General features: G+C 66.3%; 23 protein-coding genes and 5 pseudogenes. 13 read left to right on the forward strand and 15 right to left on the reverse strand.

The window, feature by feature from the left end:
- Complete coding sequence (locus VET27_RS14465) at positions 1 to 963, reverse strand: glutamate ABC transporter substrate-binding protein (RefSeq protein WP_526519221.1); 963 nt, start codon at positions 961 to 963, stop codon at positions 1 to 3.
- Positions 960 to 2,222 carry a GlnX family signal transduction membrane protein gene (locus VET27_RS14470; protein WP_526519223.1) on the reverse strand — a complete coding sequence of 421 codons (1,263 nt, stop codon included), beginning with the start codon at positions 2,220 to 2,222 and terminating at the stop codon, positions 960 to 962. Before VET27_RS14470 ends, VET27_RS14465 begins: the two co-directional genes overlap by 4 nt.
- A 408-nt stretch (positions 2,223 to 2,630) precedes the next feature.
- Between VET27_RS14470 and VET27_RS14475 the strand changes: the two genes are divergently transcribed.
- Positions 2,631 to 2,987, forward strand: coding sequence for a hemophore-related protein (locus VET27_RS14475; protein ID WP_526519225.1), 357 nt, complete (start codon positions 2,631 to 2,633; stop codon positions 2,985 to 2,987).
- 329 nt (positions 2,988 to 3,316) lie between these two features.
- On the opposite strand, the gene nagA is transcribed toward VET27_RS14475, so the two are convergent.
- From nagA to VET27_RS14490, 3 genes are read right to left on the reverse strand one after another with little or no spacing between them, the layout of a single operon-like run.
- Positions 3,317 to 4,489: an N-acetylglucosamine-6-phosphate deacetylase gene (gene nagA, locus VET27_RS14480; RefSeq protein WP_526519227.1), complete on the reverse strand. Its 1,173-nt coding sequence runs from the start codon at positions 4,487 to 4,489 to the stop codon at positions 3,317 to 3,319.
- Positions 4,490 to 5,275: a glucosamine-6-phosphate deaminase gene (gene nagB / locus VET27_RS14485; protein ID WP_526519229.1), complete on the reverse strand. Its 786-nt coding sequence runs from the start codon at positions 5,273 to 5,275 to the stop codon at positions 4,490 to 4,492.
- The gene (locus VET27_RS14490) at positions 5,276 to 5,746 is read right to left on the reverse strand and encodes a PTS sugar transporter subunit IIA (protein WP_526519231.1); all 471 of its coding nucleotides are present in this window, start codon (positions 5,744 to 5,746) and stop codon (positions 5,276 to 5,278) included. It abuts the gene before it with no gap.
- A gap of 141 nt (positions 5,747 to 5,887) precedes the next feature.
- Between VET27_RS14490 and VET27_RS14495 the strand changes: the two genes are divergently transcribed.
- The 3 genes and pseudogenes from VET27_RS14495 to VET27_RS14505 all read left to right on the forward strand — a co-directional run bounded on the left by VET27_RS14495 (position 5,888) and on the right by VET27_RS14505 (position 10,207).
- Positions 5,888 to 7,477 carry a PTS transporter subunit EIIC gene (locus tag VET27_RS14495; protein ID WP_526519233.1) on the forward strand — a complete coding sequence of 530 codons (1,590 nt, stop codon included), beginning with the start codon at positions 5,888 to 5,890 and terminating at the stop codon, positions 7,475 to 7,477.
- Positions 7,478 to 7,628: 151 nt separating this feature from the next.
- Positions 7,629 to 9,374, forward strand: coding sequence for an alpha/beta hydrolase family protein (locus VET27_RS14500; protein WP_526519235.1), 1,746 nt, complete (start codon positions 7,629 to 7,631; stop codon positions 9,372 to 9,374).
- 82 nt (positions 9,375 to 9,456) lie between these two features.
- Positions 9,457 to 10,207, forward strand: a pseudogene (locus VET27_RS14505) (SDR family oxidoreductase).
- 13 nt (positions 10,208 to 10,220) lie between these two features.
- Here the strand turns inward: VET27_RS14505 and VET27_RS14510 are convergent.
- Complete coding sequence (locus tag VET27_RS14510; RefSeq protein ID WP_526519237.1) at positions 10,221 to 10,493, reverse strand: hypothetical protein; 273 nt, start codon at positions 10,491 to 10,493, stop codon at positions 10,221 to 10,223.
- A 139-nt stretch (positions 10,494 to 10,632) separates the two neighbouring features.
- Between VET27_RS14510 and VET27_RS14515 the strand changes: the two genes are divergently transcribed.
- Complete coding sequence (locus VET27_RS14515; protein ID WP_526519239.1) at positions 10,633 to 12,018, forward strand: L-serine ammonia-lyase; 1,386 nt, start codon at positions 10,633 to 10,635, stop codon at positions 12,016 to 12,018.
- A gap of 10 nt (positions 12,019 to 12,028) precedes the next feature.
- Here VET27_RS14515 and VET27_RS14520 read toward each other — a convergent pair whose 3' ends face one another.
- Positions 12,029 to 12,955: a CE1 family esterase gene (locus tag VET27_RS14520; RefSeq protein WP_526519241.1), complete on the reverse strand. Its 927-nt coding sequence runs from the start codon at positions 12,953 to 12,955 to the stop codon at positions 12,029 to 12,031.
- 133 nt (positions 12,956 to 13,088) lie between these two features.
- Here VET27_RS14520 and VET27_RS14525 point away from each other — a divergent pair, with 133 nt between their 5' ends.
- A complete protein-coding gene (locus VET27_RS14525; RefSeq protein WP_526519243.1) occupies positions 13,089 to 14,243 on the forward strand; it encodes an LLM class flavin-dependent oxidoreductase in 1,155 nt (384 codons plus the stop codon).
- A gap of 4 nt (positions 14,244 to 14,247) precedes the next feature.
- Positions 14,248 to 14,784 (forward strand): annotated as a pseudogene (locus VET27_RS14530) (nuclear transport factor 2 family protein).
- On the opposite strand, the gene VET27_RS14535 reads toward VET27_RS14530, so the two are convergent.
- Genes VET27_RS14535 through VET27_RS14545 form a run of 3 tightly spaced genes read right to left on the reverse strand, consistent with a single transcriptional unit; the run spans position 14,749 to position 16,147 of the window.
- Positions 14,749 to 15,216 carry a YkvA family protein gene (locus VET27_RS14535; protein ID WP_526519246.1) on the reverse strand — a complete coding sequence of 156 codons (468 nt, stop codon included), beginning with the start codon at positions 15,214 to 15,216 and terminating at the stop codon, positions 14,749 to 14,751. The pseudogene VET27_RS14530 and the gene VET27_RS14535 sit on opposite strands and share 36 nt — an antisense overlap.
- 5 nt (positions 15,217 to 15,221) lie before the next feature.
- Positions 15,222 to 15,638 carry a DUF5313 family protein gene (locus VET27_RS14540; protein ID WP_526519248.1) on the reverse strand — a complete coding sequence of 139 codons (417 nt, stop codon included), beginning with the start codon at positions 15,636 to 15,638 and terminating at the stop codon, positions 15,222 to 15,224.
- A gap of 23 nt (positions 15,639 to 15,661) precedes the next feature.
- A complete protein-coding gene (locus tag VET27_RS14545; RefSeq protein WP_526519250.1) occupies positions 15,662 to 16,147 on the reverse strand; it encodes a MarR family winged helix-turn-helix transcriptional regulator in 486 nt (161 codons plus the stop codon).
- 149 nt (positions 16,148 to 16,296) lie between these two features.
- Between VET27_RS14545 and VET27_RS14550 the strand changes: the two are divergent.
- Positions 16,297 to 16,497, forward strand: a pseudogene (locus tag VET27_RS14550) (cytochrome P450); the annotation flags it as partial.
- Positions 16,498 to 16,776: 279 nt separating this feature from the next.
- Here VET27_RS14550 and VET27_RS14555 read toward each other — a convergent pair.
- Entirely contained in the window at positions 16,777 to 16,920 is a 144-nt protein-coding gene (locus VET27_RS14555) for a hypothetical protein (protein ID WP_526519252.1), read from the reverse strand.
- Between the two features lie 119 nt (positions 16,921 to 17,039).
- Between VET27_RS14555 and VET27_RS14560 the strand changes: the two genes are divergently transcribed.
- Complete coding sequence (locus VET27_RS14560; RefSeq protein ID WP_526519254.1) at positions 17,040 to 18,440, forward strand: NAD-dependent epimerase/dehydratase family protein; 1,401 nt, start codon at positions 17,040 to 17,042, stop codon at positions 18,438 to 18,440.
- On the forward strand, positions 18,437 to 19,312 hold the full coding sequence (locus VET27_RS14565; RefSeq protein ID WP_526519256.1) for an SDR family NAD(P)-dependent oxidoreductase: 876 nt from the start codon (positions 18,437 to 18,439) through the stop codon (positions 19,310 to 19,312). The genes VET27_RS14560 and VET27_RS14565 overlap by 4 nt, the downstream gene beginning before the upstream one ends.
- Positions 19,313 to 19,314: 2 nt before the next feature.
- Here the strand turns inward: VET27_RS14565 and VET27_RS14570 are convergent, their stop codons facing one another.
- Positions 19,315 to 20,298 (reverse strand): YhjD/YihY/BrkB family envelope integrity protein, encoded by a 984-nt coding sequence (locus VET27_RS14570; protein ID WP_526519258.1) that lies wholly within the window; start codon positions 20,296 to 20,298, stop codon positions 19,315 to 19,317.
- Between the two features lie 147 nt (positions 20,299 to 20,445).
- On the opposite strand from VET27_RS14570, the gene VET27_RS14575 reads away from it, so the two are divergent.
- A complete protein-coding gene (locus tag VET27_RS14575) occupies positions 20,446 to 21,063 on the forward strand; it encodes an alpha/beta fold hydrolase (RefSeq protein ID WP_526519288.1) in 618 nt (205 codons plus the stop codon).
- A 157-nt stretch (positions 21,064 to 21,220) separates the two neighbouring features.
- Here the strand turns inward: VET27_RS14575 and VET27_RS14580 are convergent, their stop codons facing one another.
- The 3 genes and pseudogenes from VET27_RS14580 to VET27_RS14590 all read right to left on the reverse strand — a co-directional run bounded on the left by VET27_RS14580 (position 21,221) and on the right by VET27_RS14590 (position 24,501).
- Positions 21,221 to 21,943: a DUF4189 domain-containing protein gene (locus tag VET27_RS14580; RefSeq protein ID WP_526519260.1), complete on the reverse strand. Its 723-nt coding sequence runs from the start codon at positions 21,941 to 21,943 to the stop codon at positions 21,221 to 21,223.
- Positions 21,944 to 22,546: 603 nt separating this feature from the next.
- Positions 22,547 to 23,539, reverse strand: a pseudogene (locus VET27_RS14585) (potassium channel family protein).
- A 47-nt stretch (positions 23,540 to 23,586) separates the two neighbouring features.
- The gene (locus tag VET27_RS14590) at positions 23,587 to 24,501 is read right to left on the reverse strand and encodes a class I SAM-dependent methyltransferase (protein ID WP_526519262.1); all 915 of its coding nucleotides are present in this window, start codon (positions 24,499 to 24,501) and stop codon (positions 23,587 to 23,589) included.
- Between the two features lie 193 nt (positions 24,502 to 24,694).
- Between VET27_RS14590 and VET27_RS14595 the strand changes: the two genes are divergently transcribed.
- Both VET27_RS14595 and VET27_RS14600 read left to right on the forward strand, forming a co-directional pair.
- Positions 24,695 to 24,961, forward strand: a complete 267-nt coding sequence (locus tag VET27_RS14595; RefSeq protein WP_526519264.1) for a hypothetical protein — start codon at positions 24,695 to 24,697, stop codon at positions 24,959 to 24,961.
- Positions 24,962 to 25,098: 137 nt separating this feature from the next.
- Positions 25,099 to 25,152, forward strand: a pseudogene (locus tag VET27_RS14600) (hypothetical protein); the annotation flags it as partial.
- Positions 25,153 to 25,158: the final 6 nt, after the last annotated feature.

Consider the following 25,158-nt stretch of genomic DNA (forward strand, 5'->3'; position numbering starts at 1 on the left):
TCAATCCTGGTAGCGCGCCGGCGGCGGGCCGGGTGAGGGCGCGACTTCCTGCAAGTTGGCTTGGTACAGACGCTCCCACGTCCCGTCCTCGCGCATCTCCGCCAAGGCGCCGTTGACGAATCGCACCAAGTCGACGTTCTCCAGCTTGATGCCGACGCCGTACGGTTCGTCACCGATGCTGGCGCCCACCAACTCCACGTTCTTCTGGTCCTGGGCCTCTAGTCCGGACAGCACCACGTCGTCGGTGCTTATCGCGTCGACCTGACCCTGCTGGAGCATGACCAGACAGTCCGTCCACTGGCTCACTCCATAGAGCGTCGGCCTCGGATCGAGCGCGTACAACGCCGACAGCGAGGTCGTGCCCTTCACCGCACACACCCGCTTGCCGGAAAGATCTGCCGCAGAACTGATTCCCGAACCCTTCACCGCGAGAATCCGCTGCTTCGCGACGTAGTAGGGCGTCGAGAACGCGACCTTCTCCTTGCGGTCACATGTGATCGAGTAGGTGCGGACCACCAGGTCCACCTGACCTTCCTGCAACGCTGGTTCCCGTTGAGCCGCGGTGACCACCCGAAGATCGACCCGGTTGGGATCGCCGAAGATGCGCCGTGCGATCTCGCGGGCGAGGTCGATGTCGAAGCCCTCGAGCTCCCCCGTGGCAGGGTTCCGCGAGCCGAACAGATTCGTGGCCTGATCGACGCCGACGATGAGTCGTCCACGCTCGACGATGGCCGCCATCGTCGAACCGGGCGGCATGGCGCCCGGACTCGGCAGCGGACCCGGGCGCAGACTCGCTTCCCTGTCGCAGTCCGCGTTTCCCGCAGCGGGCGCCTCCGTTACTTCTTCCGCACCACCCGGCATGGCGTTGACCGGTGACACCGTGACCGCCTGCGGCGAGTCCGGTGACCCGCATGCCGCCACGAGAGCGAGCAGGACCAGCCCAACCACGAGTCGCGCCTTCACAGGAACTCCTTGAGCCGTGGCCACAATCCGACGACGGCAGCCGCTGCGGCGATCACCATCAACACCAGCGCGCCCGTCGGACTCCACGCCAGCCGGGCTCCCGCCGCGGACACGTCGTCGCGCAAGGTGGCGCGGGTCTGTTCGATCGCGTCACTGAGACTGGATTCGACGGCGGCGAACTGCGCCGCCGAACCGCCCGGATCGCCCCCGATTGCCTGTACGACGGCGGCCGGATAGTCGCCGCCCTGATAGAGCTCCACCTGCTTGCGGTGGCTCGCCGTCCAATTGAGCACCCCGTCGGCGGCGGCAACGGGGCCTTCGTCGAGCAGTGCGGACAGCTGGCCGATGTGGTCGTTGAACGCCTTCTCCCCCGCCGTGACGTCGCCGCGCGAGATCAGCTGCAGCGTCTCATCCGTCCTGGCCTTCTGGGCGATGACACGAGCGTTCGCGAGCTTCTCGAACTTCGCGGTGCCGTCGGTTCGGCTCTGCTCGATGCTGCTTGCCGCGAACCGGTTGGCCACCACGATCCACGCGATCACCAGCACCACCACGACCGCCGCACCGACGAGACCCCTGTTGAACTGCCGGTTCGTCCGGCCGATCAGGATCAGCGAACCGGCCGCGATTACCACCAGCACCATGGCGAGCAGCACCAGCCCGACGATCGGCAGGGCACCCACCGCGCGCTGATCCTCGTCGACCGCGGCCAGGCCTCCCGTGTAGATGCGCTCCGCGCCGGGAAGCATCGAGGTCTGCATCAGGGACGACGCTTCGCGGAAGTATGCAGCCCCGACCGCGAAGCCCTGCCGGTTGTTGGCCCGTGCGGCCTCGACCTGCCCCGTGTAGGCAGTGAGGTCGGCCGATATCTGCGCCAACGCGGTGCGGGTATCTCCGTCGGTGGCTCCCAACGTGGCATCGGTCAGCGCCTCTGCCGCGTCGGCCAGGGCTTGTTGATACCGCGACCGCATCGCCGCCGTCTCGAGCCCGCCGGACAGGTACTCGGTGGCGGCGGCCGCATCGGCGGCCGACAGTGCGGCGTAGAGCTTCTGCGCCGAGTAGGCGAACGGCTCGGAACGGTCGAGAACTGCGTTGCGTTCGGCGATCCGGCCGTCGAGCTGACCCCCGACGACGACACCGGCGATCACGCAGCAGGCTGCGACGACGACCGCGATCAGGCCGACCACGCCGGGGGTCGTGCGGGCGAAACGCCGCAACCACCCCACCGACGCACGCGCGTTCAACGTGGGCGTAGAGCTCATATCGTTCACCCCCAATCGCAGATCGTAACCGCAGGCGATCGGCGCGACGGATCTTGAACCTGATTCGACGCCCACTGCTGCGTTCCGAGCGCGCCTCGAAGCTGGCCCTCGCTGACATCGGCCGTGGACATGGCCGGCTCGGGACGGACCGTGACGTCGACCCTCTCGATGGTGGCGTTGAAGCGAAACTCGTTGGGGTAGTCACCAACCGGTGAGTCGGTGTCGACGTCGACGTCTCTCCGCTTGTGGAGAAGAGGAACACCGTCCCGCGGCGCCGGCGGGAATCCGCATCTGGGCGCTTCTCCCGCTTTGGGTTTCGCCGAGCGGCCGATCGCAGAGAGCGACACTCGCACGGTCAAGATCAAGACGAGATAGGCTCTGACCATGCGATCAGGGAGAAGACGCGCGATGCCGGCTGCATACGACGCGGTGCGGGCGATTCTCGGCGGCGTAGCAATCGCCAGTGCTGCGGCAGTCGCCGCCGCACCGCCAGCGTCCGCCGATCCCGTGCCCAATTGCACCGCCGGTGACCTCGCCCAGATCGCAACGGGGGTATCGGCGGCGACTTCGGTGTACCTGTTCAGCCATCCAGACGTCAACGCGTTCCTCACGAATCTCGAAAGGGCACCGCGCGATACCGTCCGCGCTCAGGTCGACGACTACATGGCGGCCAATCCACGGGTACAGGCCGACCTCGAGGGCATCCGTCAACCGCTGCTCGACATGAGAAACCGCTGCGGATTCAGCGGCGACGAAGAATCTTGATCCACTCGCGGGAGGGCCTCCCGAGAAAGAGTCCGATCATGGGGATTGAACCGCGCTTTACCCCGTTGCTGGCAGGTCTTGCGATCTCCGCGTTGGCGGTCGCAGTCTCGCCGTCGGCCGGAGCCGATGATCGTACGTGTACGAACACCTCGGCCAATACGACCATCTGTTCGAGGCCTGGCGGCAGCACGTCGATAAACACCTCGCCACCACCCGTCGTAGGTCCCTACTCTTCGTGTGCATTCGGGGTCGGCATGGAATACATGTGCGGCGGCGGCGTCAGCTGGAACATCGGCGGCATCTTCTCTCGACGGTGACACCGATCATCGCTACGGAATCGAATCCTCGTGACTCGAATCCTTCTCGGGTTCCACGACCCACGCCCCACGGCGCACCACACCTGCCACGGCAAGGCTCGAGTCCAGGAGCACCACGTCAGCAGTGGCCCCCTCGACGAGTCCGGCGAATGACAGGCCCAACGCCCTCGCCGGGTTGAGTGAGGACTGCCGTACCGCCAGTTGCAGTGCCTCGTCGCGAGACAACCCGCTGTTCTCGACGGCGAACCTGAACACCCGATCCATCGTCGCGGTGCTTCCTGCGATGGTGTCGGTCCCCGCCACCTTCGCCACCCCGTGGACGACGTCCACCGCCAACGGCCCGAGGTGATAGCGGCCGTCGGCCATTCCTGTCGCCGCCATCGCATCGGTCACCAATGACACCCGGTCGGGTCCGACACTCCGCATCACGTGTCGGTAGATGGCGGGATCGACGTGGACGCCGTCGGTGATCAGCTCGACGGTGACCCGGGGGTCTTCGAGCAGCGCGATGATGGGTCCCGGCTCACGTCGATCGATGGGACGCATCGCATTGAAGAGGTGCGTGCCCACGGTCGCGCCCGCTGCGATCGCCGCCCGCGTCTGGTCGTAGGTCGCCTCGGTGTGGCCGACGGCGACGACGACACCGGCCTCGACGAGTTGCCGGATCGCCGCGGGCGCCCCGTCGCGTTCCGGCGCGATGGTGACCATCCGGATGGCGCCCCGACCCGCCTCGAGAATGCGGGCGATCTCGGCTGGATCCGGGTCACGCATCAGCGACGGCTGGTGGGCACCGCAGCGCGTGGTGGAGAGCCACGGGCCTTCCAGGTGAATGCCGTCGATCGAACCCGCACGGACGTCATCGGCCAATTCGCCGACCTGCCTGAGCAATTCGTCCGGGCCGGCGGTGACGAGAGAGGCGACGAGTGCGGTGCTGCCGTGCCTGCGATGCAGCGCGACGGCGGCGGCGGTGTCGGCATGGGCGCCGGTGGAGAAGTTGGCTCCCCCGCCGCCGTGCAGATGGGTGTCGACGAAGCCAGGCACGGCAGTCATCTCGCCGAGTTCCAGGTCGGCGGGCCGGGGTGCCTCACCCGCGCCGATGGCCTGCACCGTGCCGTGAGATACCTCTATCCACCCCGGCCGCAACAGTTCTCGGCCCGTCAGCACGGTGTCGGCGGTGATCAGCACTCAGATCCCTTGCCATTCCGGCTTGGAGCTGTACGTCTCGCGGTAGTAGTCGACGAGCTGCAGCCGACGGGCCGCGGCGTCGTCGAGCAACACGGTGACATGCGGGTGATGCTGCAGGATGGTCGCCGGCCACATGGCGCTGACCGCCCCCTCCACCAGGTGATGCACCGCTTCGGCCTTGCTACGACCGGTGGCCACCAGGACCACGTGACGGGCCTCCATGATGGTCGCGAGCCCCTGCGTCAGGCAATGCGTCGGCACCGATTCGACGTCGTCGTCGAAGAATCGGGCGTTGTCGATGCGCGTCTGCCTGGTCAGCGTCTTGATCCGCGTCCGTGAGGCCAACGAGGACCCCGGCTCGTTGAACGCGATGTGCCCGTCGGTCCCGATCCCGAGGATCTGCAGATCGACGCCCCCGGCGTCACGGATGGCGTCCTCGTACGCCGCGCAGGCGGCCGGGACGTCGGCAGCCCCGCCGTCGGGGCCCTGCACCGCGCCGGGAGCGAAGTCCACGCGGGACACGAAGACCGTGTCGATGACCGTGCGGTACCGCTCGGGGTGGTCGGGGGGTAGACAGACGTACTCGTCGAGGGTGAATCCGCGGGCTCGCTGGAACGAGACCAGCCCGGCCTCGCAGCGCGTCGCCAGTTCGTCGTAGATCGCCATGGGCGACGAACCCGTGGCCAGTCCCAGGACCGCCTCTGGCTTGCGAGCGAGCAGGGCGCCGATCGCGTCGGCCGCGATGCCGCCGATCTCCTGGGCGTCTCGGCAGATGACGACTTCCATTTACTTGTTGGCGATGAAGAGGCCTGCGCCGGCGGCGATCTCCGCACCCTCGAAGACAGCTTCGGAGGCGACGACGTTCCCGGCTTCGCGTTCGTCCATGACCACCACGGGGACAATGGGATTGAGGCCCTTGGCAACGATCGCCGGGACGTCGTAGGTGATGACGAGTTGACCCGCGGTCACGTCGTCGCCTTGGCTCACGTGAGTCGTGAAGCCCTCGCCCTTCAGTGCGACGGTGTCCAGACCGAGGTGGACCAGCACGCCGACGTTGTCCTGCGTCATGACGACGAAGGCGTGCGGGAGCAACTTCAAGACCTTGCCGCTGACCGGAGCGACCGCCTCGACCACTCCGTGCGGCGGTTCGATGGCCGCGCCGTAGCCCACCATGCCCTGCGAGAACACGGGGTCGGGGACGTCGCCAAGAGGTACCGCGCGCCCTGCGACGGGGGCGAGGACGTGCGTCGTGCTCACAGGCGTGCTCCTTCGTGGAGGGCGATGCGCTCAACAATACGAGCGCAGCCGCAAGTCAGTCTCGTGTTCACGGGTTCTCGTCTAAGCTTCCGCACAGCTTCGGTGGCGGGCGACGTGTGCGGCAGAGGAGGGTGACCGGAGATGAGCGGCACGACGGAAACAAAAGGGACGCACAAGAAGTCGGGTCTACGAATTCCCGGTTTTGCGCAGTTGCAGCGACTGGGCAAGAGCCTCATGTTGCCGATCGCGGTGCTGCCGGCGGCGGGAATCCTGCTCCGACTGGGCCAGGACGATCTGCTGGGCAGAATCAAGGCGCCCGTCATCGGGCCGTTCTTCCAAGCGATGAGCGCGGCCGGTGACGCGATCTTCTCCAACCTCCCCCTACTCTTCGCGGTCGGCGTGGCCATCGGATTCGCCAAGAAGGCGGACGGTTCGACCGCTCTGGCCGCCGTCGTCGGCTACCTCGTAGTGCAGGCCGTGTTCAAGGCCATGTCGCCGATCGTGCTGGCGGGCGAGGTCGACAAGGCGGGCGACCAGGCCCAGATCAACTACAGCGTGTTTGCAGGAATCGTGGTCGGTCTGCTCACCGCATGGCTCTTCGATCGCTACTACACAATCCAATTGCCGTCGTATCTCGGCTTCTTCGGAGGTCGGCGGTTCGTTCCGATCGTGGTGTCACTGGCCTGCCTCTTCCTCGCGTTCGCCATGAGTTACTGCTATCCGCTCTTCGACGCGGGCCTGACCGGCCTCGGCAAGTTCATCGGCAGCTCGGGAGCGATCGGCGCGTTCATCTACGGGTTCGCCAACCGCATGCTGATACCGCTGGGCCTGCATCACATCGTGAACTCGTTCGTCTGGTTCATCTACGGCGATTACCAGGCGCCCGACGGCAAGGTCGTCACCGGTGAACTCACCCGCTTCGCGGCGGGCGACCCGTCGGCGGGCATCCTCACGTCGGGCTTCTACCCGATCCTGATGTTCGGTCTGCCCGCGGCCGCGTTGGCCATGATCCACGTCGCGAACAAGAAGCAGCGCAAGGTCGCCGTCGGCATCCTGTCGGCGGCCGCCCTGACCGCATTCCTGACCGGCGTGACCGAGCCGCTCGAGTTCGCGTTCATGTTCGTGGCGTTCCCGCTGTACGTCATCCACGCCGTGCTCACGGGGCTCTCGCTGGCCATTGCGTACCTGCTCGACATACATCTGGGGTTCTCGTTCTCCGCGGGCCTGATAGATCTGCTCCTCTACGGCACCGCGCCCGCGGCGAAGAACATCCCCTTGCTCATCGGCATGGGCGTCGTGTTCTTCGCCATCTACTACCTGATGTTCCGGTTCGCGATCACGAAGTGGAACATGCGGACTCCCGGCCGGGAGCCGGAGAGCGAGTTCGAGGCGGAGGAACGCGCCAACCTGGGTGAGGGGACCGACGCCGCCACGGCCGTGACGGCCGGCAGCTCCGCCATCGCGACCGAGACCATCACGGCACCCGCGCCGACCGCCACCGACAGCAAGGCCGAGCAACTCATCGCGGCCTTCGGCGGCCGGGAGAACCTCGTCAACGTCGACGCCTGCATCACGCGCCTGCGGATGGAGGTGGCCGACACGGCCAAGGTGGATCAGGACCGCCTGAAGAGGCTCGGGGCCGCCGGTGTCATCGAGGTCGGAAACAACGTGCAGGCGGTGTTCGGCACGCAGGCCGAGGCCTTGAAGAACGACATCATCGACGTCCTTTGACCGTCTGGAAACCCCCATTCGACCCGCACGGCTGGCCGAACAACGGCCCGCCAGCCAGGGCGGTAGCCGTTCGAGATCCGCGACACGGTAATTGACACGACCGTCAGGAATTTGCGTGGAACAGCTGTCAGTGTGGGTAGGAGCGGGTCTCGTGACCGCGGGGGTTTCGGCGGCTTTGCTCGCCGGCGCCGGCGCGGCAAGTGCGGACTCCGGTTCTGGAGCGGGTCCGAGCGGTTCCGCATCGTCGGAGTCGACGGGTTCGGATGCGCCCAAGCCCAAGCCCAAGCCGAAACCCGACACCGACAAGTCCGACGCCACCAAGCCGGACTCCGCGGACCCCAAGACGCCATCCAAGTCCGATGACGACTCGACGGACGCCGAAGACGAAACGACAACCGAATCGGAGTCACCGTCGGACGCGACCGACTCCGAGAAGCCGGAGCCCAGCGGATCGGCATCCCAGGGCCAGGGCCAGGGCGACCGCACCACGAAGCGCAAGACGTCGGTGATGAATACCCCGCACGAGAGGCCACCGGTCGCCGCGGCTGCGGCATCAGAGGCGCCGCCTGCCGCCGACGACTCCGCTATGACCGACCTGGTCACGACGAACGCGACGAGCCCTCCGGCTGCCGAGCCGGCCGCGAAACCCGCAGTGCCTCAGAGTTTCTCCGTGAGGTCCATTGCCCCCGCCAGCCTCGAACAGGCGACGGCCGCCGTGGCAGCCGCTCCGAAGCCGCTCTTGGTGCTGGGCGTCGTACAGGGTGTGATCAGCGCCGTCGTCATCAACGTCGGATCGTTGGTGATCAACACCGTGCAGGCGGTCGAAGCGTTGGTCACCGGGCCGCCGGTGTTGCCACCCGGCAGCACCGTCACCGTGCGCAGTTCGACGGTGCAACTGAGCAACGGACAGCGCGTGGCGGCGAACTGGTTCTACCCCGCGACCGCGACCGGTGAACCGCCGACCAACATGATCCTTCTGCAGCACGGCTTCTTCGCCCTGGGCCCGATGTACAGCTACACCGCGGCAAATCTCGCCGAGGAGACCGGCAGCGTCGTCGTGACGACGACCCTGACGTCCAACCCCTTCGCGGGCGACTCGATCTGGCTCGGTGGCACCGGAACGTCCGCGGCCATCGCCGACCTGTTCGTCGGTGACCGAGCCGCGCTCACCGCAAGCGCCGTGGACGCCGACTACGCGACGAGATACGACTTCGGCTCGGGGCCAGTAGTGTTGCCACGGAAGTTCGCACTCATCGGTCATTCGCTCGGAGCCAATCTGGTCTCGGGAGCGGCGGGCTTCCTGGTCGACAAGGGCGCCGCGGACGACTTGGTCGGCGTCATCCTTCTCGACGGAGTGCCGACCGGGACCACGCTGCCCGACGCGCTGAAGAAGCTGAACGCGTACGCGAACTCCCCTGGCGGCCACTACATTCCGGTGCGCGAGATCGGCGCACCCCCGAACCTCTACAACTTCATCAGCACCGTCAATGCCGACCTGACGGCGGCGCGGCCGGGCCGGTTCAACGGCGTCGTGCTCGAGGGCGGTGTGCACTCGGACTCGATGCGCGGCGGCAACCCCCTCATCCAGTTCGCACTGTACGTCGCCGCCGGCTTCCCCCAGCCGCAGAACCCACCGGCGGTCGACGAGCTGTCCGCCCAGTGGTTCAACGAATGGTTCGCGGGCAACACCGACGAAGGCGACTGCCTCGTCCCTGGGACGGGCTGCCGCGCCCCCGGGACGACGATCGACGTCGTCACTCCTGAGGGCACCGCGCGTGGCGTCGTGATCGGCGATCCGCCGACGATTCAGCTGCTTCGCGGACCGATCGCCATCGAGCCGACGACGCCGACGACGATTCCGCCGGTGAACCCGACGCTTGCCGCTCTGGCCGCCTGAGGTCAGCCCAACTTAGGCAATCCTTTGTCGACGCTCTAGGTGACGAGAACCGTAGTTCCGTAATTGCCGAAGGTGGTTTCCAGTGGGTCGTCAAAATGCCGATGCCGACGGGTTGCGTCTGCTCGTCGTCGGGGCGTCGTCCGGAAATGGGTCACGCGGTGGCCATCAGCGCAGCCGAGCGCGGCGCCAAGGTAGCCGTCGCCGCCCGCCGAATGGACCTGTTGACGACGTTGGCCGACGACATCGGTGGTTCGGCGTTCGAACTCGACGTGGAGGACCCCAGCGCCATCAAGCGCGTCGTCGACGCGGCGGCCGACACCCTCGGCGGGCTCGATGCCGTCGTGTTCACCAGCACCGTCGTGCCATTCGCCCACATCGAGGACACCGACGTCGCCACCTGGGTACACGCGTTCAGCGTCAACACGCTGGGCGCCAACAACGTCCTTCGCGCCGCTTTGCCGCATCTCTCCGAGAACGGCGTGGTGTTGGTCGCCTCCAGCAACGACGTCGGCCGACCGCGCGCGGGCGTGGCCGCCTACGCTGCCCTCGACGAAATCCTGCGCTCGTGACGCAGCGAGCACCCCGAGCTATCCATCGTGCGGGTCGGCATGGGGCCCACCCAGGACACCGAGATCCTCCGCGGAGCCGACCGCGATCTACTATTGCAGCTGTTCAAGTCGTGGGTGGAACACGGCCAGCTTCCCGCTCAGATGTCAGCGCTCCGCGATGTCGCCAACACGCTGGTATCGCTGGTCACTCTGTCGCATGCGAACCCGACCGTCGTGCCTGAGGTCGTCCAGCTGGCACCACGCACCAAGAAGGCCGACGTCTGAGCCGCGGTCGGCCTCAGTTGCAGGGGTCCGAGCCGGGCGTGTAGTACGGCACCCCGGACGGGGTGTAGCACGGCGGCTGACCGGTGGCTTCCTGCACCGCCCAGTCGTCGTCGTTGGCCAGCGCGACTCCCGCTGCCACGTCGCCGACGACGTGCGTACATCCTCCGACGTCGACGTGGCGACCACCGACGTCACCGCAGACCTCGGCGTGGGAAGCGGGCGCAATGGCCAGCGGCATCACGATCGTCGCACCCGCCGTCAAAAGCGCTGCTACCAGTTTCTTCATGGACAAGCTCCCCTACATGCGCCGGATGCACCGTCAGTAAGGCAGAGGCTGTACACGCCGATCAGATCGCAGGTAAGTTACACAGCACGTCAGGTAGCAGAACAACTCAATACGCTCTCGACGCGCAGCGGGAGATCCCATGACCATCAGCGTCTTCGACCTGTTCTCCATCGGCATCGGGCCGTCGAGCTCGCACACGGTGGGACCCATGCGTGCTGCGGCGCGCTTCGCCGACGAGGTCACGCGGCGCTCCAAACTCAGTTCGACGGCCGACGTGCGGGTGGACCTCTTCGGGTCACTGGCCGCCACCGGATCGGGTCACGGCACGATGGCTGCGATTTTGCTTGGGCTGGAGGGGTTTGCGCCCGAGACCATTGACGCCGACGAGATGGAGCAACGTCTGCTGACCGTGCGGGAACAGGGGCGGATCCTGTTCGGTGGCAGCCAGCCCGTCCCGCTCACCGAAGGTGCAATGGTACTGCGCCCCTTGACCATTCACGAACGTCATGCCAATGCAATGACGCTCACCGCGATCGACGAGCACGGCACCGAACTGTTCACCCAGACGTACTTCTCGGTCGGCGGCGGGTTCATCGTCACTGCGAACGACGACGACGGTGGCGGGCCCGCCACCGTCGACGCTCCGCTGGCGTTCGCGAGCTCGGAAGAACTGCTTCGGATCGCCGACGTGCACGGCCTGCCGATCAGCCGGGTCATGCTCGCCAACGAATGCGTCTCCCGGTCCGAAAGTGACGTCCGCTCAGGGCTTCTGCACATCCACGCCGTGATGTTGCAATGCCAACGGAAGGGCATCGAACGCACCGGGCACCTGCCCGGCGCCCTCGGTGTCCGCAGGCGCGCACACGACTGGCACGAGCGGCTGGCCAAGGACGACCCAGACCATGACGTCGCCTTCGCCGAAGACTGGGTAAACCTCGTCGCGCTCGCGGTCAACGAGGAGAACGCCTCCGGCGGGCGTGTCGTCACCGCCCCGACCAACGGCGCGGCCGGGATCATCCCCGCCGTGCTTCACTACGCGCTGCACTACACCCGGCCGGGTCGGCAGGACCCCGACGACGTCGTCGTTCGGTTCCTGCTCACGGCGGGCGCCATCGGATCTCTGTTCAAACAACGCGCGTCCATCTCGGGAGCCGAGGTCGGTTGCCAGGGCGAAGTCGGATCCGCAGCAGCGATGGCGGCGGCTGCGCTCGCCGAAATCCTGGGTGGCACAACGCATCAGGTCGAGAATGCCGCAGAGATCGCCATGGAACACAGCCTGGGACTCACGTGTGACCCGATCGCGGGACTGGTGCAGATCCCGTGCATCGAGCGCAATGCCATCTCCGCAGGAAAGGCGATCAACGCGGCCCGAATGGCGCTGCGCGGTGACGGGATCCATCGCGTCAGCCTCGATCAGGTCATCGAGACGATGCGCTCCACTGGACTCGACATGAACTCGAAGTACAAGGAGACCTCGACCGGCGGACTGGCCATGCACGTTCCGGTGAACCTCGTCGAGTGCTGAGGACCGCCCATCACCTGCCGTGCGCGGCGAAGAACTGGGCGCTGGCCAACGAAGCGTTGGTCGCGGTGGTGGTAAGTCCCGCGTCCGGCAGGGCGAAGTTTCCGGTAGGCCAGGTATGGCCGCCTCCGTTGATCTGAAGCAGGACGACCGCGGCGCCATCGGCGCATCCGACGGCGGAGAGGCGGTGCACCGAGGTGCCGTCACCCGCGCTCGGCAGGTCGTCCTCGAGCGGCGCGCTGGCGCACCGATCGAGGTCGCGCCATCGCGATGCCATGGCCGGTGCGGACACGATGTCGCTGGCTCCACCGCGGCCCTGCATGCCACCGCCGCCGAAGGGGACCACCGGATCGGCGGTGCCACTGAACTGCAGGACCGACACCGGCCGCGACGGGGCGCACGGGACACCGGACCCGAGTGTGCCCGCCACCGGCGCGATGGCCGCGACGACGTCGGCTCGGTCGCAGGCCAACCGAGTGGCCATGAAGGCGCCCGCCGACATTCCCGTGGCGAAGACCCGGCCGGGGGGAATGCCGTAGTCGCTGACGAGCCGATTGATGAGTGCCGTAAGGAAGCCGACGTCATCGACCCCCTGCCGGTCGGGTGTCGAGGCCCCGCGTCCGTCGGCCCAGCTCTGATCGATGCCATCGGGATACGCCACGACGAAACCGAGCGCGTCAGCAGCGGAGTCGTAGTTGGTGAGGGCCGCCTGCCCTCCGCCTGTGGCACCGGCCCCGTGCAGGTTGATCACCAGCCCTGCCGGTACGCCGCTTGGGGCATGGACCAAGTAGGTACGTGGAAATCCCCCGAACGACAGCTCGGCTCGGAGGTTGCCGGCGGGAAGCGCCGACGCGGTTGCGCCCAGCCCCAGGAGGGCGCAACTGAGTACGGTCGTCAACGCCGTCAGACGGGCGAGGGCGTTCACGATGGGTTTGAGCACGCGGTCAGTATCTGCAGCGAAGCTGGACGGCGGGTGAATTTCAGACGCCTCAATGGATTCGCCGCTGAACCACCGGCGTCGGAAACGCCCCAAACAGCGTCACAAGCAACGGGCCGCGGGCCAGAATGGGCGGATGCGCTTCGGAAACTTCATGGCTCCGTTCCACCCCGTCGGACAGAACCCGACGCTCGCCATCGAGCGAGACCTCGAGTTGATCGTAGCGATGGATCGCCTCGGCTTCTCCGAGGCGTGGATCGGTGAGCATCACTCCGCCGGGTTCGAGATCATCTCGTCTCCCGAGGTCTTCATCGGCGTCGCCGCCGAACGAACCAAGCACATCAGACTCGGCACCGGCGTCAGCTCGTTGCCGTATCACAACCCGTTGATGCTGGCCGATCGGATGGTCCTGCTCGACCACCTGACCCGTGGCCGGGTGATGCTCGGCTGCGGGCCCGGCCAGCTGACGTCGGACGCGCACATGCTTGGAATCCCCGCGGACGAGCAGCGGCCCCGCATGGAGCAGAGCCTCGACGCAATCATGCGCCTGCTCCGCGGAGAGACCGTCACCATGCACACCGACGGGTTCACCCTCCAAGATGCACGCCTTCAGCTAAAGCCTTACAGCGAACCATGTTTCGACGTCGCGGTCGCGGCGTCCTTTTCGCCCACCGGGCCGCGTGGCGCGGGCAGGCACGGCATCGGCATGCTGTCGATCGCAGCCACCGCAAAGCAGGGCATGGATCTCCTCGCCCAGCATTGGAAGACGTGGGAGGACGTCGCGCTCGAGCACGGCCACGTCGCCGACCGCTCGAAGTGGCGCCTCGTCGGTCCCATGCACCTGGCCGAGACCCGCGAGCAGGCCGAGCGCGACGTCGAGCACGGCATCGTCGAATTCTCGCGCTACTTCAAGCACCTACTGCCCGCAGGCCCCGTGCAGGGTGACACGGTGGCAGAGATCATCGCCAACAACCGTCAGTCCGGCTTCGCGGTGATCGGCACACCCGAGGACGCGGTGGCCAAGATCGAGGAACTGATCGAGGCAAGCGACGGCGGCTTCGGCACCTTCCTCCTGTTCGATCACGACTGGGCGCCGCCGGCCGCGAAGTTGCACAGTTACGAACTCTTCGCCCAGTACGTGATGCCGCACTTCACCGGTCAACTCGCGGGTCCGGTCGCGTCGCGCGACTGGGTCCTCGGCAGCGGGACCGAGTTCATGGATCGCGCCGCGCACGCGATTGGCAAGGCGATCGAGGATCACGCCGCGGAGCAAGCGGCCAAGCAGGCTTGACACGATGCCACCGGTGGACCCGCTGCTGCAGGAAATGCTGGACGAGTACCAACTCCGCAAGCTCGTCCATGCCTACTGCCGCGCCGTCGACCGCGGCGATCTCGAATCGTTGAAGACCTTGTATCACCACGGCGCCGAGGATGCCCACGGCGGTTTCTCGACCGGCTCGGCCGACGAACTGATCGGTCAGCTCGCCGCCGCGCGCCCCTACCTCCGGTCGATGCAGCACAACATCACCACGGCGAACTTCGCCATCAGCGGGTACGCCGCCGAAGGCGAGATCTACACCATTGCGACCCACACGCTGATCGCGGGTGATCGGGACGTCGACGTCATCGTCGGCGGGCGGTACCTCGACAAGTACGAGAATCGCGATGGCTAGTGGAAGTTCGCCGCCCGCACGATCGTCACCGACTGGGCACGTGTGAACGACCCGTCCACCGTGGAATTCAGCCACCCGATCACCAGGGACACCCCGAGGGGCAGCCCGGACGCGAACGATCCGTCACACCGGTTCTTCTCGCTGCTCGGCAGTGGCTGAGTCGGACGTCATCCGCTGGGGCCGCTCGCTGAGCCTGCACAGCCGCAGAAGCGCACTGAGCCCCTCGGGCGTCCCCGGCCAATGCTCGGCGAGCTTGCCGGAGCCCGCCACGCGTGCGACCGATCGGAGGACGATCGCGACGATCACCGCATCGTCGGCGTAACCGATCACCGGAATGAAGTCGGGGATGAGGTCGATCGGCAGTGCGAGGTAGACGAGCAGCAGCGCCACGCGAATCCGCACTCCACGGGGAGCAGTGGGGTCGGTGGCGAGACGCTTCAACAGCCGCAAGAGATCGGGCAGCAGCCGAGCGACGTCACGAAGTCCTACGTCGTCCGGTTTCGCGAACCAGAGCGCGACGACGAGCGCCAGCCACAGGACGATCAATCCGCCGACGATGCCAAGCGGGATCGACCACCAGTGGAGCGCCACGAGTCCTAGAACGGACTGCTGTTGGCCTGCGACCTGGCCGAGGCAGGACGCGGACCGTACCGCTGGACGTAATCCTCGTGGAGACGTGCATCCTTGCGGCGCTTGATCACGTCGACCAGATTCGGGTCGAGGTCGTGCTGCACCAAGCGATGTCGGCGCCATACCTTGTTCAGCGCGAGCGACATCAGGATGACCCAGATGTAGATCGGCGCCGTCATCTCGAGGTGCACGTAGAGCGATGCGGGCAGTAGCCAAAACGGGGCGAGCACGAGCAGTGGCGGGATGGCCATCCGGATCACGTGGCGGCGGACCGCTCCCTCGCCGGCGAGATCCTCGGCAACCCAGTCGCGCATCGAGTCGGGCAGCCGCCGACCATACGAATAGGCGACGTACTGCAGCGGTGAGGGTCGGGCGTTGTCCATCGTGACTCCTAGGGTTCGGTTGTTCACGCGTCGAGCGCGCCCGCCGCCAGCGCGGCGGCATTGATTCGCGTCAGGACGCGGTGAAGCTCTTCGAGTTCGGCCATGTCGACGCCCATTCGCGCGACGACGGCAGGCGGGATGCCCAACGCGCGAGTGCGCAAGGCGGCGCCGTCGGCGGTCAGTTCGACGTCGGTGGCACGCTCATCGACCGCGCTGCGGGTGCGGGTGATCAGGCCGAGCGCCTCGAGGCGTTTGAGCATCGGCGACAGCGTGGCCGAATCCAGTTGCAGTGCAACGGCGATCTGCTTGACCGTGAGCGCGGCTCCGCCGGACTCCGATTTCTGGTGATCCCAGAGCGCAAGCATCACCAGATATTGAGGATGCGTTAGGCCGAGTGGTTCCAGGAGCGGCCGGTACACCGCAAGGACGGCACGGTTGGTGGCGGCCAGCGCGAAACACACCTGGTGCTCGAGGGCGAGCGGGTCGATCTCGGGAGCGCGTGTCGCCATACTTGCATCGTACCCTAATAGTTAGTGCACTATCAATTGGAACTCGCCCCTTCACGGATAGACAAATCCGCAGAACTGTCCACTCGGAGAGTCGGGGAGATCTAGCCTGAGCGCAAGCGAACCCGATGTGTCATCACCAGGAGGAATCCGTGACCGCGTCAGTCCAGCTTCCGCTTCTGCAGCGACACCCACTCGAGCCCCCACCCGAACTGTGCGCCCTGCAATCGGCCGGTGCGATTCACCGCGTCCGCACTCAGGTCGGCGACGAAGCCTGGCTGGTCACCGGCTACCCAGAGGTGCGCCGATTGATGGACGCCGAAGCCCTCGGCCGCTCCCTGGAACTCCCGGACCGCAATCCAGCGCGCTCGGTACGGGCGTCTGGATGAGCCTGATGGTGTAGTGAGTGTCGACGGGCGCGTACGCGAGACTCACCTGGGCAGTCACGGTGTTTCCCCCAGCGCTGATCAAGGCGAGGCCCTGCGCGTCCCCCACCGCACGCACGAACGTCCGAGCCTTGTGATCGCACAACCGAAACACGCCCGTCAACGGCACTCGGACCGGCGGCAGGGGTCGCCGCCACCGGGCCGGCTGCAACGATCGCGCTCACTGCCGCAGTCGTCACTATGCGTTCACTCCTTGGACTTCTTCACCACGTCGGGTGCTACCTCACGGGTGGCCATTCCACCCTCGCGAGCGTGGTCGGGCGGGCGGGGAGGCGGGTCCGTGGCCTCGGTGGGTGTCTCGTCGTCGGAGTTCGAGTCGCTTTCAGTCATGTCCGCGAGAGTGCCCGACCCGGGCGCCTTCAAGCCCGTCCCGAGGTTCGTTCTCCGCTTGGCGTCTCGGTACGGTGGCAGGTAACGGTTTCCATCAACGTCCGGAAGGCACACACGGCGTGAACGACGACGACACCGACGGCGGCTCCGATCCATGCCCGACGGCCAAGCCCCGACGGATCGTGGTCACCGGCGCCTCGGGCAATGTCGGGGCCGGCGTGTTGCGGGCCCTGGCCCGCCACGTACCCGACGCCGAGGTGATCGGCGTATGTCGGCGACCGCCCACGACGGGAAAGATCTACGAGCGGGTGCAGTGGCACGCCGTCGATCTGTCGCTGCCAAGCGCAACGACCCAGTTGGAGTCCGCGATGCGGGACGCCGACGTCGTGATCCACCTCGCACTGGCCGTTCAGCCCGTGCGCGACGAGGACTATCTGTACCGGGCGAACGTCGTTGGCACACAGGCGGTTCTGGCCGCGATGTCCAACGCCGGGGTTCAGCAGTTGGTCTACGCGTCGAGCCTCGGTATCTACGCCCCCGGGTCGACGGCGCCCGTCTCGGAGACATGGTCGGCGACCGGCCAGCCCACGTCGATCTACAGTCGACACAAGGTCGTGGTGGAGGGCCTGCTGGATCAATTCGAGCTGGACCATCCGGACACGGTGGTGGCTCGCTTCCGCCCGACGGTGGTGGTTCAGCGGGAGACGGCATGGTTGATCCGGTCGCTGTACATCGGTCCGCTGATTCCGCGGTTCGCATACGACCTGCTCCGTCGGTCGGGGTTGCCGATTCTTCCCCTTCCGGCCGGACTCGCTCTGCAGTTCGTTCACGCCGACGACGTCGGCGACGCGGTCATCCGGCTGATGCAGCGTCGCGCACGGGGCTCGTACAACGTCGCTGCCGACGCCTTGGACGGCGAGGCACTGGCCGCCTTGGTCAAGGCGCGCCCGGTCGAGGTGAACCGCCCCTTGATGCGAACGGCGGTGAGTGCACTGAGCAGTCTTCGGCTGGTCGCGCTGGTCCCCGGCTGGTACGACGTGGCCACCAACAGCCCCCTCATGGATACGTCGAAGGCGCGCCGTGACCTGGGTTGGTCACCGACGCGGTCCTCTGCGGAGGGAGCGCTGGAACTTCTGGACGGCTTGGCCGAAGGCGCCGCCGGGACAAGTGCGGCAATGGGATTCGAGGACGGAGATCGGATGGACGGACGAATTGCCCTACGGCGGGTGCACGACGCGACGTTGGTGCTGTGGAGCGCACTGGCGGTCAAGCGTGCAGCGGGGAAGGGCCGCGCCGGAGTGCCGGATGCGGCCGTCATCGCGGCCAATCTCGTGTCGGGGACCCCGATGGCCCTCGATCGACTGCGTGAACGGCGTCGCGATCCCGTAGCGCTGCTGGCGCCGGCCGCCGTCGGTGCGGCTGTGCTGGCAACTCTCCGCGGCGGCTGGACACCGGTCGCTGCCACCACGGCCCTGGGCGTACTCGCCGTGGCCGAACGTCGAAGGGCCACATCACGATGACGACCGCAGAAGACCACGCCCACTGCAATGCTCAAGTGGTGGTGGTGATCGGCGCTTCCAGTGGGATTGGAAGGGAGACCGCACTGTGCTACTCCCGCCGTGGTGCTCACCTCGTCTTGGCTGCCCGGTCCAGGGCGCCGCTCGAGCGGGTGGCCGACGAATGCCGCGCCGAGGGTGCGGCCGAAGTCCTCGTTCAGCCCACCGACATCTCCGATGCCGATCGAGTCCAGCTGTTGTTCGATCGCACGGTGGAGCGTTTCGGGCGGGTGGACGTCGCGGCGCAGTGCGCGGCGATCACGGCCTTCGGCCGATTCGAAGACCTGCCGGTCGACGTCTTCGAGAACATCGTGCGTACCAACCTCTTCGGAGCGGCGAACGTCGCGCGTTCGGCACTCACCCATTTCCAGGCCCGCGGTACCGGACACCTGGTGTTGGTCGGGTCTCTACTCGGTGTGATGGCAGTCCCCTACCAATCTGCCTACGTCGTAAGCAAGTTCGCGTTGAACGGCCTGGTTCGGGCGCTGCGCCAGGAGAATCGGCACCTGCCGGATGTTCGCATCCACGGCATCTACCCGGGACCGGTCGACACCCCGGTGTATGGCACCGCAGGCAACTACCTCGGCCGCGCACCGCTCGTCCCACCGACCGCGGGCGCCCCGGGCGTCGTAGCGGCCGCGATCGTCCGCGCCACCAACCGGCGACGGTCCAGCGAACGTCACGTCGGGTTGATCAACCGCCCGGCGATCGCCGCCTACCGCCTGATCCCGTTCGTCTTCGATGCCGTGATCGGCCCGCTGCTGCGGACCGTCTCGTTCTCGTCGGAGCAGACCGACTCCACCGCCGGCAACGTATTCGACTCGCAGCTCGAGTGACCTCAGGCGTCGCCTTCGGTCTCTGGGGTGTCTTTGTGGTCGTCGAAGCTGACGTCGATCCGCTGAAAACCCTTGGCACGTTGGGCCTTTGCCTGGGCCGTATATGTGCGTCGATCACCTCTGGTCAGTGCCACGTCGTCGGTGAACTGGGTCAGGAGGGCACGCGGATAAAGGTGCTCGACCGCCACCACGTTCGCCGTCGCGCAGAGGAGCAACGTCGTCGCGATCATGTACAAGAAGGCCAGCAGGCCGAGAACGAGCGCGAACACGCTGTTGGTCGCGCTCGCACTCTTGACGACGTGCGCCACGTAGACCGCACCGACCCATTGCAATACCTGCCAGGAGACCGCTGCGCTGACCGCGCCTGGCGCAATCTGGCGGTAGGTGACGTCCCGCGCCGTCGCGACCCGGAAGGCGACCAGACATACCGCCGTGTTGATGGCAACCGCCGCCACGACGATCATCGCCTTGCCCAGTGCGCCGAACGACTCGGATGCACGCCCGACGGCGGAGAGCACGGTGGTCGCGACCAGGCCCGTGCCGAGCAGTAGGAGCAGAAACAGACTGCGGAGGCGAGACCGCAGCGGGTCGGGTCTGTCATTGCGCGGCACGGCCCACAACGTGTCCATGCCGTTCTGCACCGCCTGACCCACGCCCAGACCTCCATACAGCGCGCCGACGATGCCGATGACGACGCCGAGTGTCCCGCCGCTCAACCCTTGCGGTTGCCCGAGTTGGTCGCCGATGACGGGGAACTGGGCGAACGCGGACTGCAGTATCTGTTGCTGCAGTCCGGGATGACCGACCAGCACGACGCCGAGTACCGTCGTCAACAGCAGGAGCGCAGGGAAAAGCGATACGAACGCGTAGTAGGTGATCAGTGCGGCGAGATAGCCGCCCTGGTCGTCGACGTACTTGTAGACGACGGCGATCGCGAACCCGACCGTTCGGTGCCGGCGTTGGAGCCGATCCAACCAACCGACCATGTGTGTCTCCTGGCGTGAATGCGACCGCTACCCATCCCGCTCTCAATACCCCGATCGCCGGTCGCCAACCCCCAGCGCGACGACGAGGTTCGCGGCCACCACACGGGGTACCGCTTCACCATGGACGTCCACGGCGGGTCCCATCCGATGTCGACACGGGAGTACGCCCCCGGACGACTGGTCGACGTCTTCGGAGACCCGTCGCAACCCGCTGTTCTGCTATGGCACGGCATGCAGACCGATGCACGTGCCAGCGTGCGGACGCTCGCCCAACTGATCGTCCGCCATCGCGTCGCCGTCGTGGTGCCCGACTGGGACTCGCATGCGTCCGACGGAGGACGTGCCGCACTGCTGCAATCCGTTGACTTCGCTCGCCGATTCACCACCGACCCCGATGGCGTGGTCCTCGTTGGCTGGTCGATGGGCGGCGTCGCCGCGGCGGCGCTGACCGTGAACTCGGCGAGCTTCGACGTCTCATTCGCCCATACCGTCTGCCTCGCAGGCGCCTTCACCGCGCGAGCTCCGATCTCCGGCCGATTGGTGGCCGACGACGTCCTCCCCGTGGCCGCCAGTCCGCAGTTCGCCACCGCGCTCCGCCGAGCTGACTGGCCGGTCGAGTTCGAGGAGTTGGACGCCGATCACGGTTCGATCGGCGGCGCCGCATACGACTCGGCCCTCGACCAATATCTTCCAGCGCAAGACCCCCCGACACTCCGCGTCGCCGACGCCGTCGCGGCCCATATCGCCGCCGTAGCCGGACGCTGACGCCGTATCCGGTGCGTCAGGACCTTCGCGGGCATAGGACTCCGCTAAGCGACTGCACAGCGCTTTCAGGTTTCGACGCGGTCAACAGAATCGCCCGAAACACGCCCGGACCGTCGCAACACGGTACGGGCGGTTCGGGTAACACGAACGCGCGGACTCAGAAGTACGTCGTCGCCGTTGTGCTCGTTCCGTTGTCACATGTGATGGTGACGGTCCAGTTCCGGAACTGCGGAACGGCTGGGACGATCTTCAGGTCGTACGTGGAGTTGGCCGGCAGCCCGAAGCTGCGGTTTAAGTTGTCCGTCGCGTATGTGCACTGCGACGTCACTCCACTGCGGTCGGTGATGCGAGCCAACAGTCCACCCACGATCGTCTGGAACGAAACCGTCGGGCCCTGCTTCGGCGCGGGCGGCGGTGGCGGCTGGTTCGGCGGTGGCGGCTGGGTAGCCCCACTCGAGCAACCCGACACGATGACCTTTGCGCCCTGCTGGTTCTGCAGCATGCCTTTGGCCTTGGTTTCGGCGACGGAAAGCGATGGGTCAGATGCCCCCGTCATTTCGCCGTAGTCGTTCGAGGCGGCCGCTGCGCACTCGTTCTTGGCAATGACCTCAGTAACGCAGTGGCTACCGCCATTGTTCTGGCAGTTCGACAGCGACCCGATGCCGGCCTGATCTTGGGTCGAGCTGATTGCCGAGCCTCCGACCATCGTGACAGGGGGATTTTCGTTGATGAATCCGATGGCCAGTGCAATGTAGGCGTCGGCGGCATGTGCCGGGGCGGGTGCGCTCACCATGCCGACGACGCTCGCAAACGCGGCCAGCAGGACGGCGGCGATGGTCCGGCCTCGCCAGTCGGCACGGCCCTGATGAGTGGTTATCATGTTTTCTCCCGTGGGTTGATCGCTGCCCCCGGGGGGGCTGCGCCCAGGAGTTGGCGCTGCGCACAGCCTAAGCGGGGCACGGTTTGGTGGACTAACCGTTCGGCCTTTCGTGCGGGTGTTGTTTATGTGCGTGCTGAGTATTCGCTCTTTTCTTAGCTCGCTCACCCGGTTCTGCAATAGTCGGACTCAGCAAACCTCGTACTGAGTGCAGCCGAATGTGCATCCACAACCCTCAACCCCCTGTGGCGCACGGGTCAAGCAACTGCGCAAGTACACCGAGCACGTGTGAGCCTGTCTTCCCGTCCGGCACCTCGGCGAAGGTCTCGGACACCTGGCGAAGGGTCGTGGCCAGTGCGCTGCGTGCCTGCAAATCAAGGGCCGCCCATTTGTCAAGCAACGTTGTGGGAGACATCTCCGTGTCGACAGTGATTCCTCACCGGTGTCGATGCGGGGCTGACGATTCCCTGCCAGGACATTCAGCGACGAAGATTCAAGACACCGCGACATGGGCAAGGACCTGCCGAGACCCTCGGCTCCGATGCCGTCGCGTATGTGCTCTCTTTCTTGAGGCAGCCCGCCACACGGCGCGATGGTCGATGCCTGTCATCGGACCGGGTCGACATGGCTCCGTAGGGAACGGAGTTGAGCCGAAGTCCCGAGGGCGATCAGGATCGTGTCGGGATCCAGGGGCGTGTCCGGAGCCGGGTTCGCGATGAACTGGCCACTCGCGGTCCTTATGGCCAGCACCATCGCCCCGTTCGTCAACCCAAGCGCCGTATAGGCCAAACACCGACGGACCAGAGGCGAGGCGGGAGTGATCTTCACTTCCTCGATTCGGTAATCGAGTGTCTCGTCGTGCAATGACGACGGCGAGGAACTCGGCCACGCAAGGCTGCAATGCAAACGGCGCCAGCCGCCGCCCGCCGATCAGTTGTGGATTGACGGCCCGGTTGGCACCGGCCCGCAACAATTTTGACTTCGACTCCTGCGTGCGGGCACGGGCGATGATGACGAGATCGGGTCGCAACGCTCGACTGGACAAGGTCACGTAAACGTTGTCCGCATCGGTGTTCAGCGCCGAGATCAGCGCATGGGCATGCTCGATGCCAGCGGCCTCCAGGATGCGGTCGTCGGTGACGTCGCCCAGCACCGTCGGATAGTCGAGACCCTGCAGGCGGGCGGGGTCTCGGTCGACGACGACGACCTGCTTCCCGAGCGCGTCGAGATATTGCACGCTGGCCCGACCCACGCGGCCCATCCGCAGATGATGAAATGACCAGTCATCTGGCCTATCTGCCGGTCCATCCGCCACCTCCTCAGCTGCTGGCGTAGGTGCCCCTCGACGAGCGCTTCGAGAACGACCCCGAACATGTAGAGCGCGGTTCCCACACCCACGAGGATCAGCGCGATCGTGAAGAACTCGCCCACCGTGGACAGCAGGTGAACCTCGCGGAAACCCACCGTCGTGATCGTCGTGACCGTCTGGTATCGCGCATCGACAAATCCGAACCCGAGGATCAGATAGCCCGCAGTCCCGGCAACGATCACCAGCCAAAACGCGAACAGCGCTCGGCCAATCCGCCGCAGAGAACTCACTTCGTAGATTGTGCACCCAGCCGCGGACCGATCTCACCTGGTGGCGTCTATGGTCGGTCGGCACGAAGCGCAACCCAGGTGAACTTCTGTGTCAGTCCGGTTGGGGTGACATGGTCGACACCACCGGAACCGATCGGTGTGAAGCCTGGGCCGAGTTCGGCGATGAGTTGTTTCGGGCTGTAGCGGGCGACGGGCAGCCCCGAGCATGACGTCGGTCCGTCTTCGCCGAAGGTCGCGATGATGGCTGCTCCGCCGGGCCCGATTGCCCGGTGCAGCAGTAACCGGTAGGTGGCTCGGTCGCGTTGTTCGGTGAGGAAGTGGAAGACGGCCCTGTCGTGCCAGACCTGCCAGCGCCGGTCCGGGACCCATTCGAGCAGATCAGCCTTGATCCAGGTGACTGCGTCCGGTCGAGGGAGGCGATTCTTGGCGGCGTCGAGCGCCTCCTGTGAGATATCGAGGACCGAAACATCGTGGTAGCCCTGCTCGACGAGACACTTGGCAAGCAGCGAGGCTCCTCCTCCGATGTCGATCACCGATGACGATGGCCCTGCATCCGCCATCTGCAGAAGCGCCAGCGACTGGTGGGGCTCTGCTTCGAACCAGCTGACACGGTCCGCGCCCACGGTGCGGTACCGCTCGTCCCAGTGAGCCGCGCGAGCCTCTACGTCCGTCACAGGCCGAAGCGTATCGCCGCCGGTGCAGTCCCGGCACTGCACTGCGAGCGCGACCCGGCGCTGAGATGGTTCTGCGCTAATCGTCGCCGACGAGTTCACCGGCCAGGCTTCGCGGCCTTCGTGGATGGCGAAGACGGCGATGATGAATCCGGCTGCCGGGTCGAGCCATGCGGCTCCAGTGAGCTGAAACAGGCCGACCCCGATCAGGGTGGGGATGCTCAGTAGAACGCAGATCTTGCTTTCGGCAGCGGCGGCAACAATCAGGTTATCGTCCCGCTCCGGGAGCACGCGACCGAACCCGGTCCAAGAAGACCACGCACCCGGGGGCTCCGATAACCCGGTTGCAGCCCTGAGGGCAAAGGGCGGACGAAGGGAGCGCTAGTGGTTGGGCACGCAGCCACCCTCCTAAGCGCGCCAACGTGGATACCGTGGATAATCCTGAGCGCAGCGTCTACGACCCAACGCTGCTGAAAGGGAACTGATGAGCGACAAGACGTTGGAAGTCATTTCCTGGAATCCCGAGGACCACACTGATCTGCCCGGGTTCGCCCACGGCTTGACCCGGTATGGCGGCCACTGGTTCGACGTCGGAATATCGATGGTACCGGTCGAGGGCAATGCGCTGGACGCCCTGGACAAGGTCTTCGCCAAGCTGCGCGAGATCGTCGTGAACGAGAACCCCGATATTCAGTACTTCACGGTTGACCTGCGGGTGGCGTCGGCCAGACCGATCCCCCGCCCGAACTGATTTGCAGGCCGCAGCGGAGACACGCCGTGCAGGAGCACGCGCCTGCTACCTGGCTAACAACCGCCCGCCCGACGCCACGTCTGTTACATGCGCACCCGCGTGCCAGGGGTGCCGTAGCGGCGGTGCCTGTGGTCAGGGTGCTGTGCGAGACGTCAGGGACGTCGTCTTGCGAGCGGAAAGGCCGGGCGAGCTACTAC

The sequence above is a fragment of the Mycobacterium sp. genome, assembly GCF_035633495.1.
Taxonomy (GTDB): Bacteria; Actinomycetota; Actinomycetes; order Mycobacteriales; family Mycobacteriaceae; genus Mycobacterium.

What these genes read in the sequence shown, in the direction of transcription:
- VET27_RS14470 (WP_526519223.1), bottom strand. Translation starts at nt 2,222, where the DNA reads ATGAGCTCTACGCCCACGTTGAACGCGCGTGCGTCGGTGGGGTGGTTG.
- VET27_RS14475 (WP_526519225.1), top strand. Translation starts at nt 2,631, where the DNA reads ATGCCGGCTGCATACGACGCGGTGCGGGCGATTCTCGGCGGCGTAGCA.
- nagB (WP_526519229.1), bottom strand. Translation starts at nt 5,275, where the DNA reads ATGGAAGTCGTCATCTGCCGAGACGCCCAGGAGATCGGCGGCATCGCG.
- VET27_RS14495 (WP_526519233.1), top strand. Translation starts at nt 5,888, where the DNA reads ATGAGCGGCACGACGGAAACAAAAGGGACGCACAAGAAGTCGGGTCTA.
- VET27_RS14510 (WP_526519237.1), bottom strand. Translation starts at nt 10,493, where the DNA reads ATGAAGAAACTGGTAGCAGCGCTTTTGACGGCGGGTGCGACGATCGTG.
- VET27_RS14515 (WP_526519239.1), top strand. Translation starts at nt 10,633, where the DNA reads ATGACCATCAGCGTCTTCGACCTGTTCTCCATCGGCATCGGGCCGTCG.
- VET27_RS14525 (WP_526519243.1), top strand. Translation starts at nt 13,089, where the DNA reads ATGCGCTTCGGAAACTTCATGGCTCCGTTCCACCCCGTCGGACAGAAC.
- VET27_RS14540 (WP_526519248.1), bottom strand. Translation starts at nt 15,638, where the DNA reads ATGGACAACGCCCGACCCTCACCGCTGCAGTACGTCGCCTATTCGTAT.
- VET27_RS14545 (WP_526519250.1), bottom strand. Translation starts at nt 16,147, where the DNA reads ATGGCGACACGCGCTCCCGAGATCGACCCGCTCGCCCTCGAGCACCAG.
- VET27_RS14555 (WP_526519252.1), bottom strand. Translation starts at nt 16,920, where the DNA reads ATGACTGAAAGCGACTCGAACTCCGACGACGAGACACCCACCGAGGCC.
- VET27_RS14565 (WP_526519256.1), top strand. Translation starts at nt 18,437, where the DNA reads ATGACGACCGCAGAAGACCACGCCCACTGCAATGCTCAAGTGGTGGTG.
- VET27_RS14570 (WP_526519258.1), bottom strand. Translation starts at nt 20,298, where the DNA reads ATGGTCGGTTGGTTGGATCGGCTCCAACGCCGGCACCGAACGGTCGGG.
- VET27_RS14575 (WP_526519288.1), top strand. Translation starts at nt 20,446, where the DNA reads ATGTCGACACGGGAGTACGCCCCCGGACGACTGGTCGACGTCTTCGGA.
- VET27_RS14580 (WP_526519260.1), bottom strand. Translation starts at nt 21,943, where the DNA reads ATGATAACCACTCATCAGGGCCGTGCCGACTGGCGAGGCCGGACCATC.
- VET27_RS14595 (WP_526519264.1), top strand. Translation starts at nt 24,695, where the DNA reads ATGAGCGACAAGACGTTGGAAGTCATTTCCTGGAATCCCGAGGACCAC.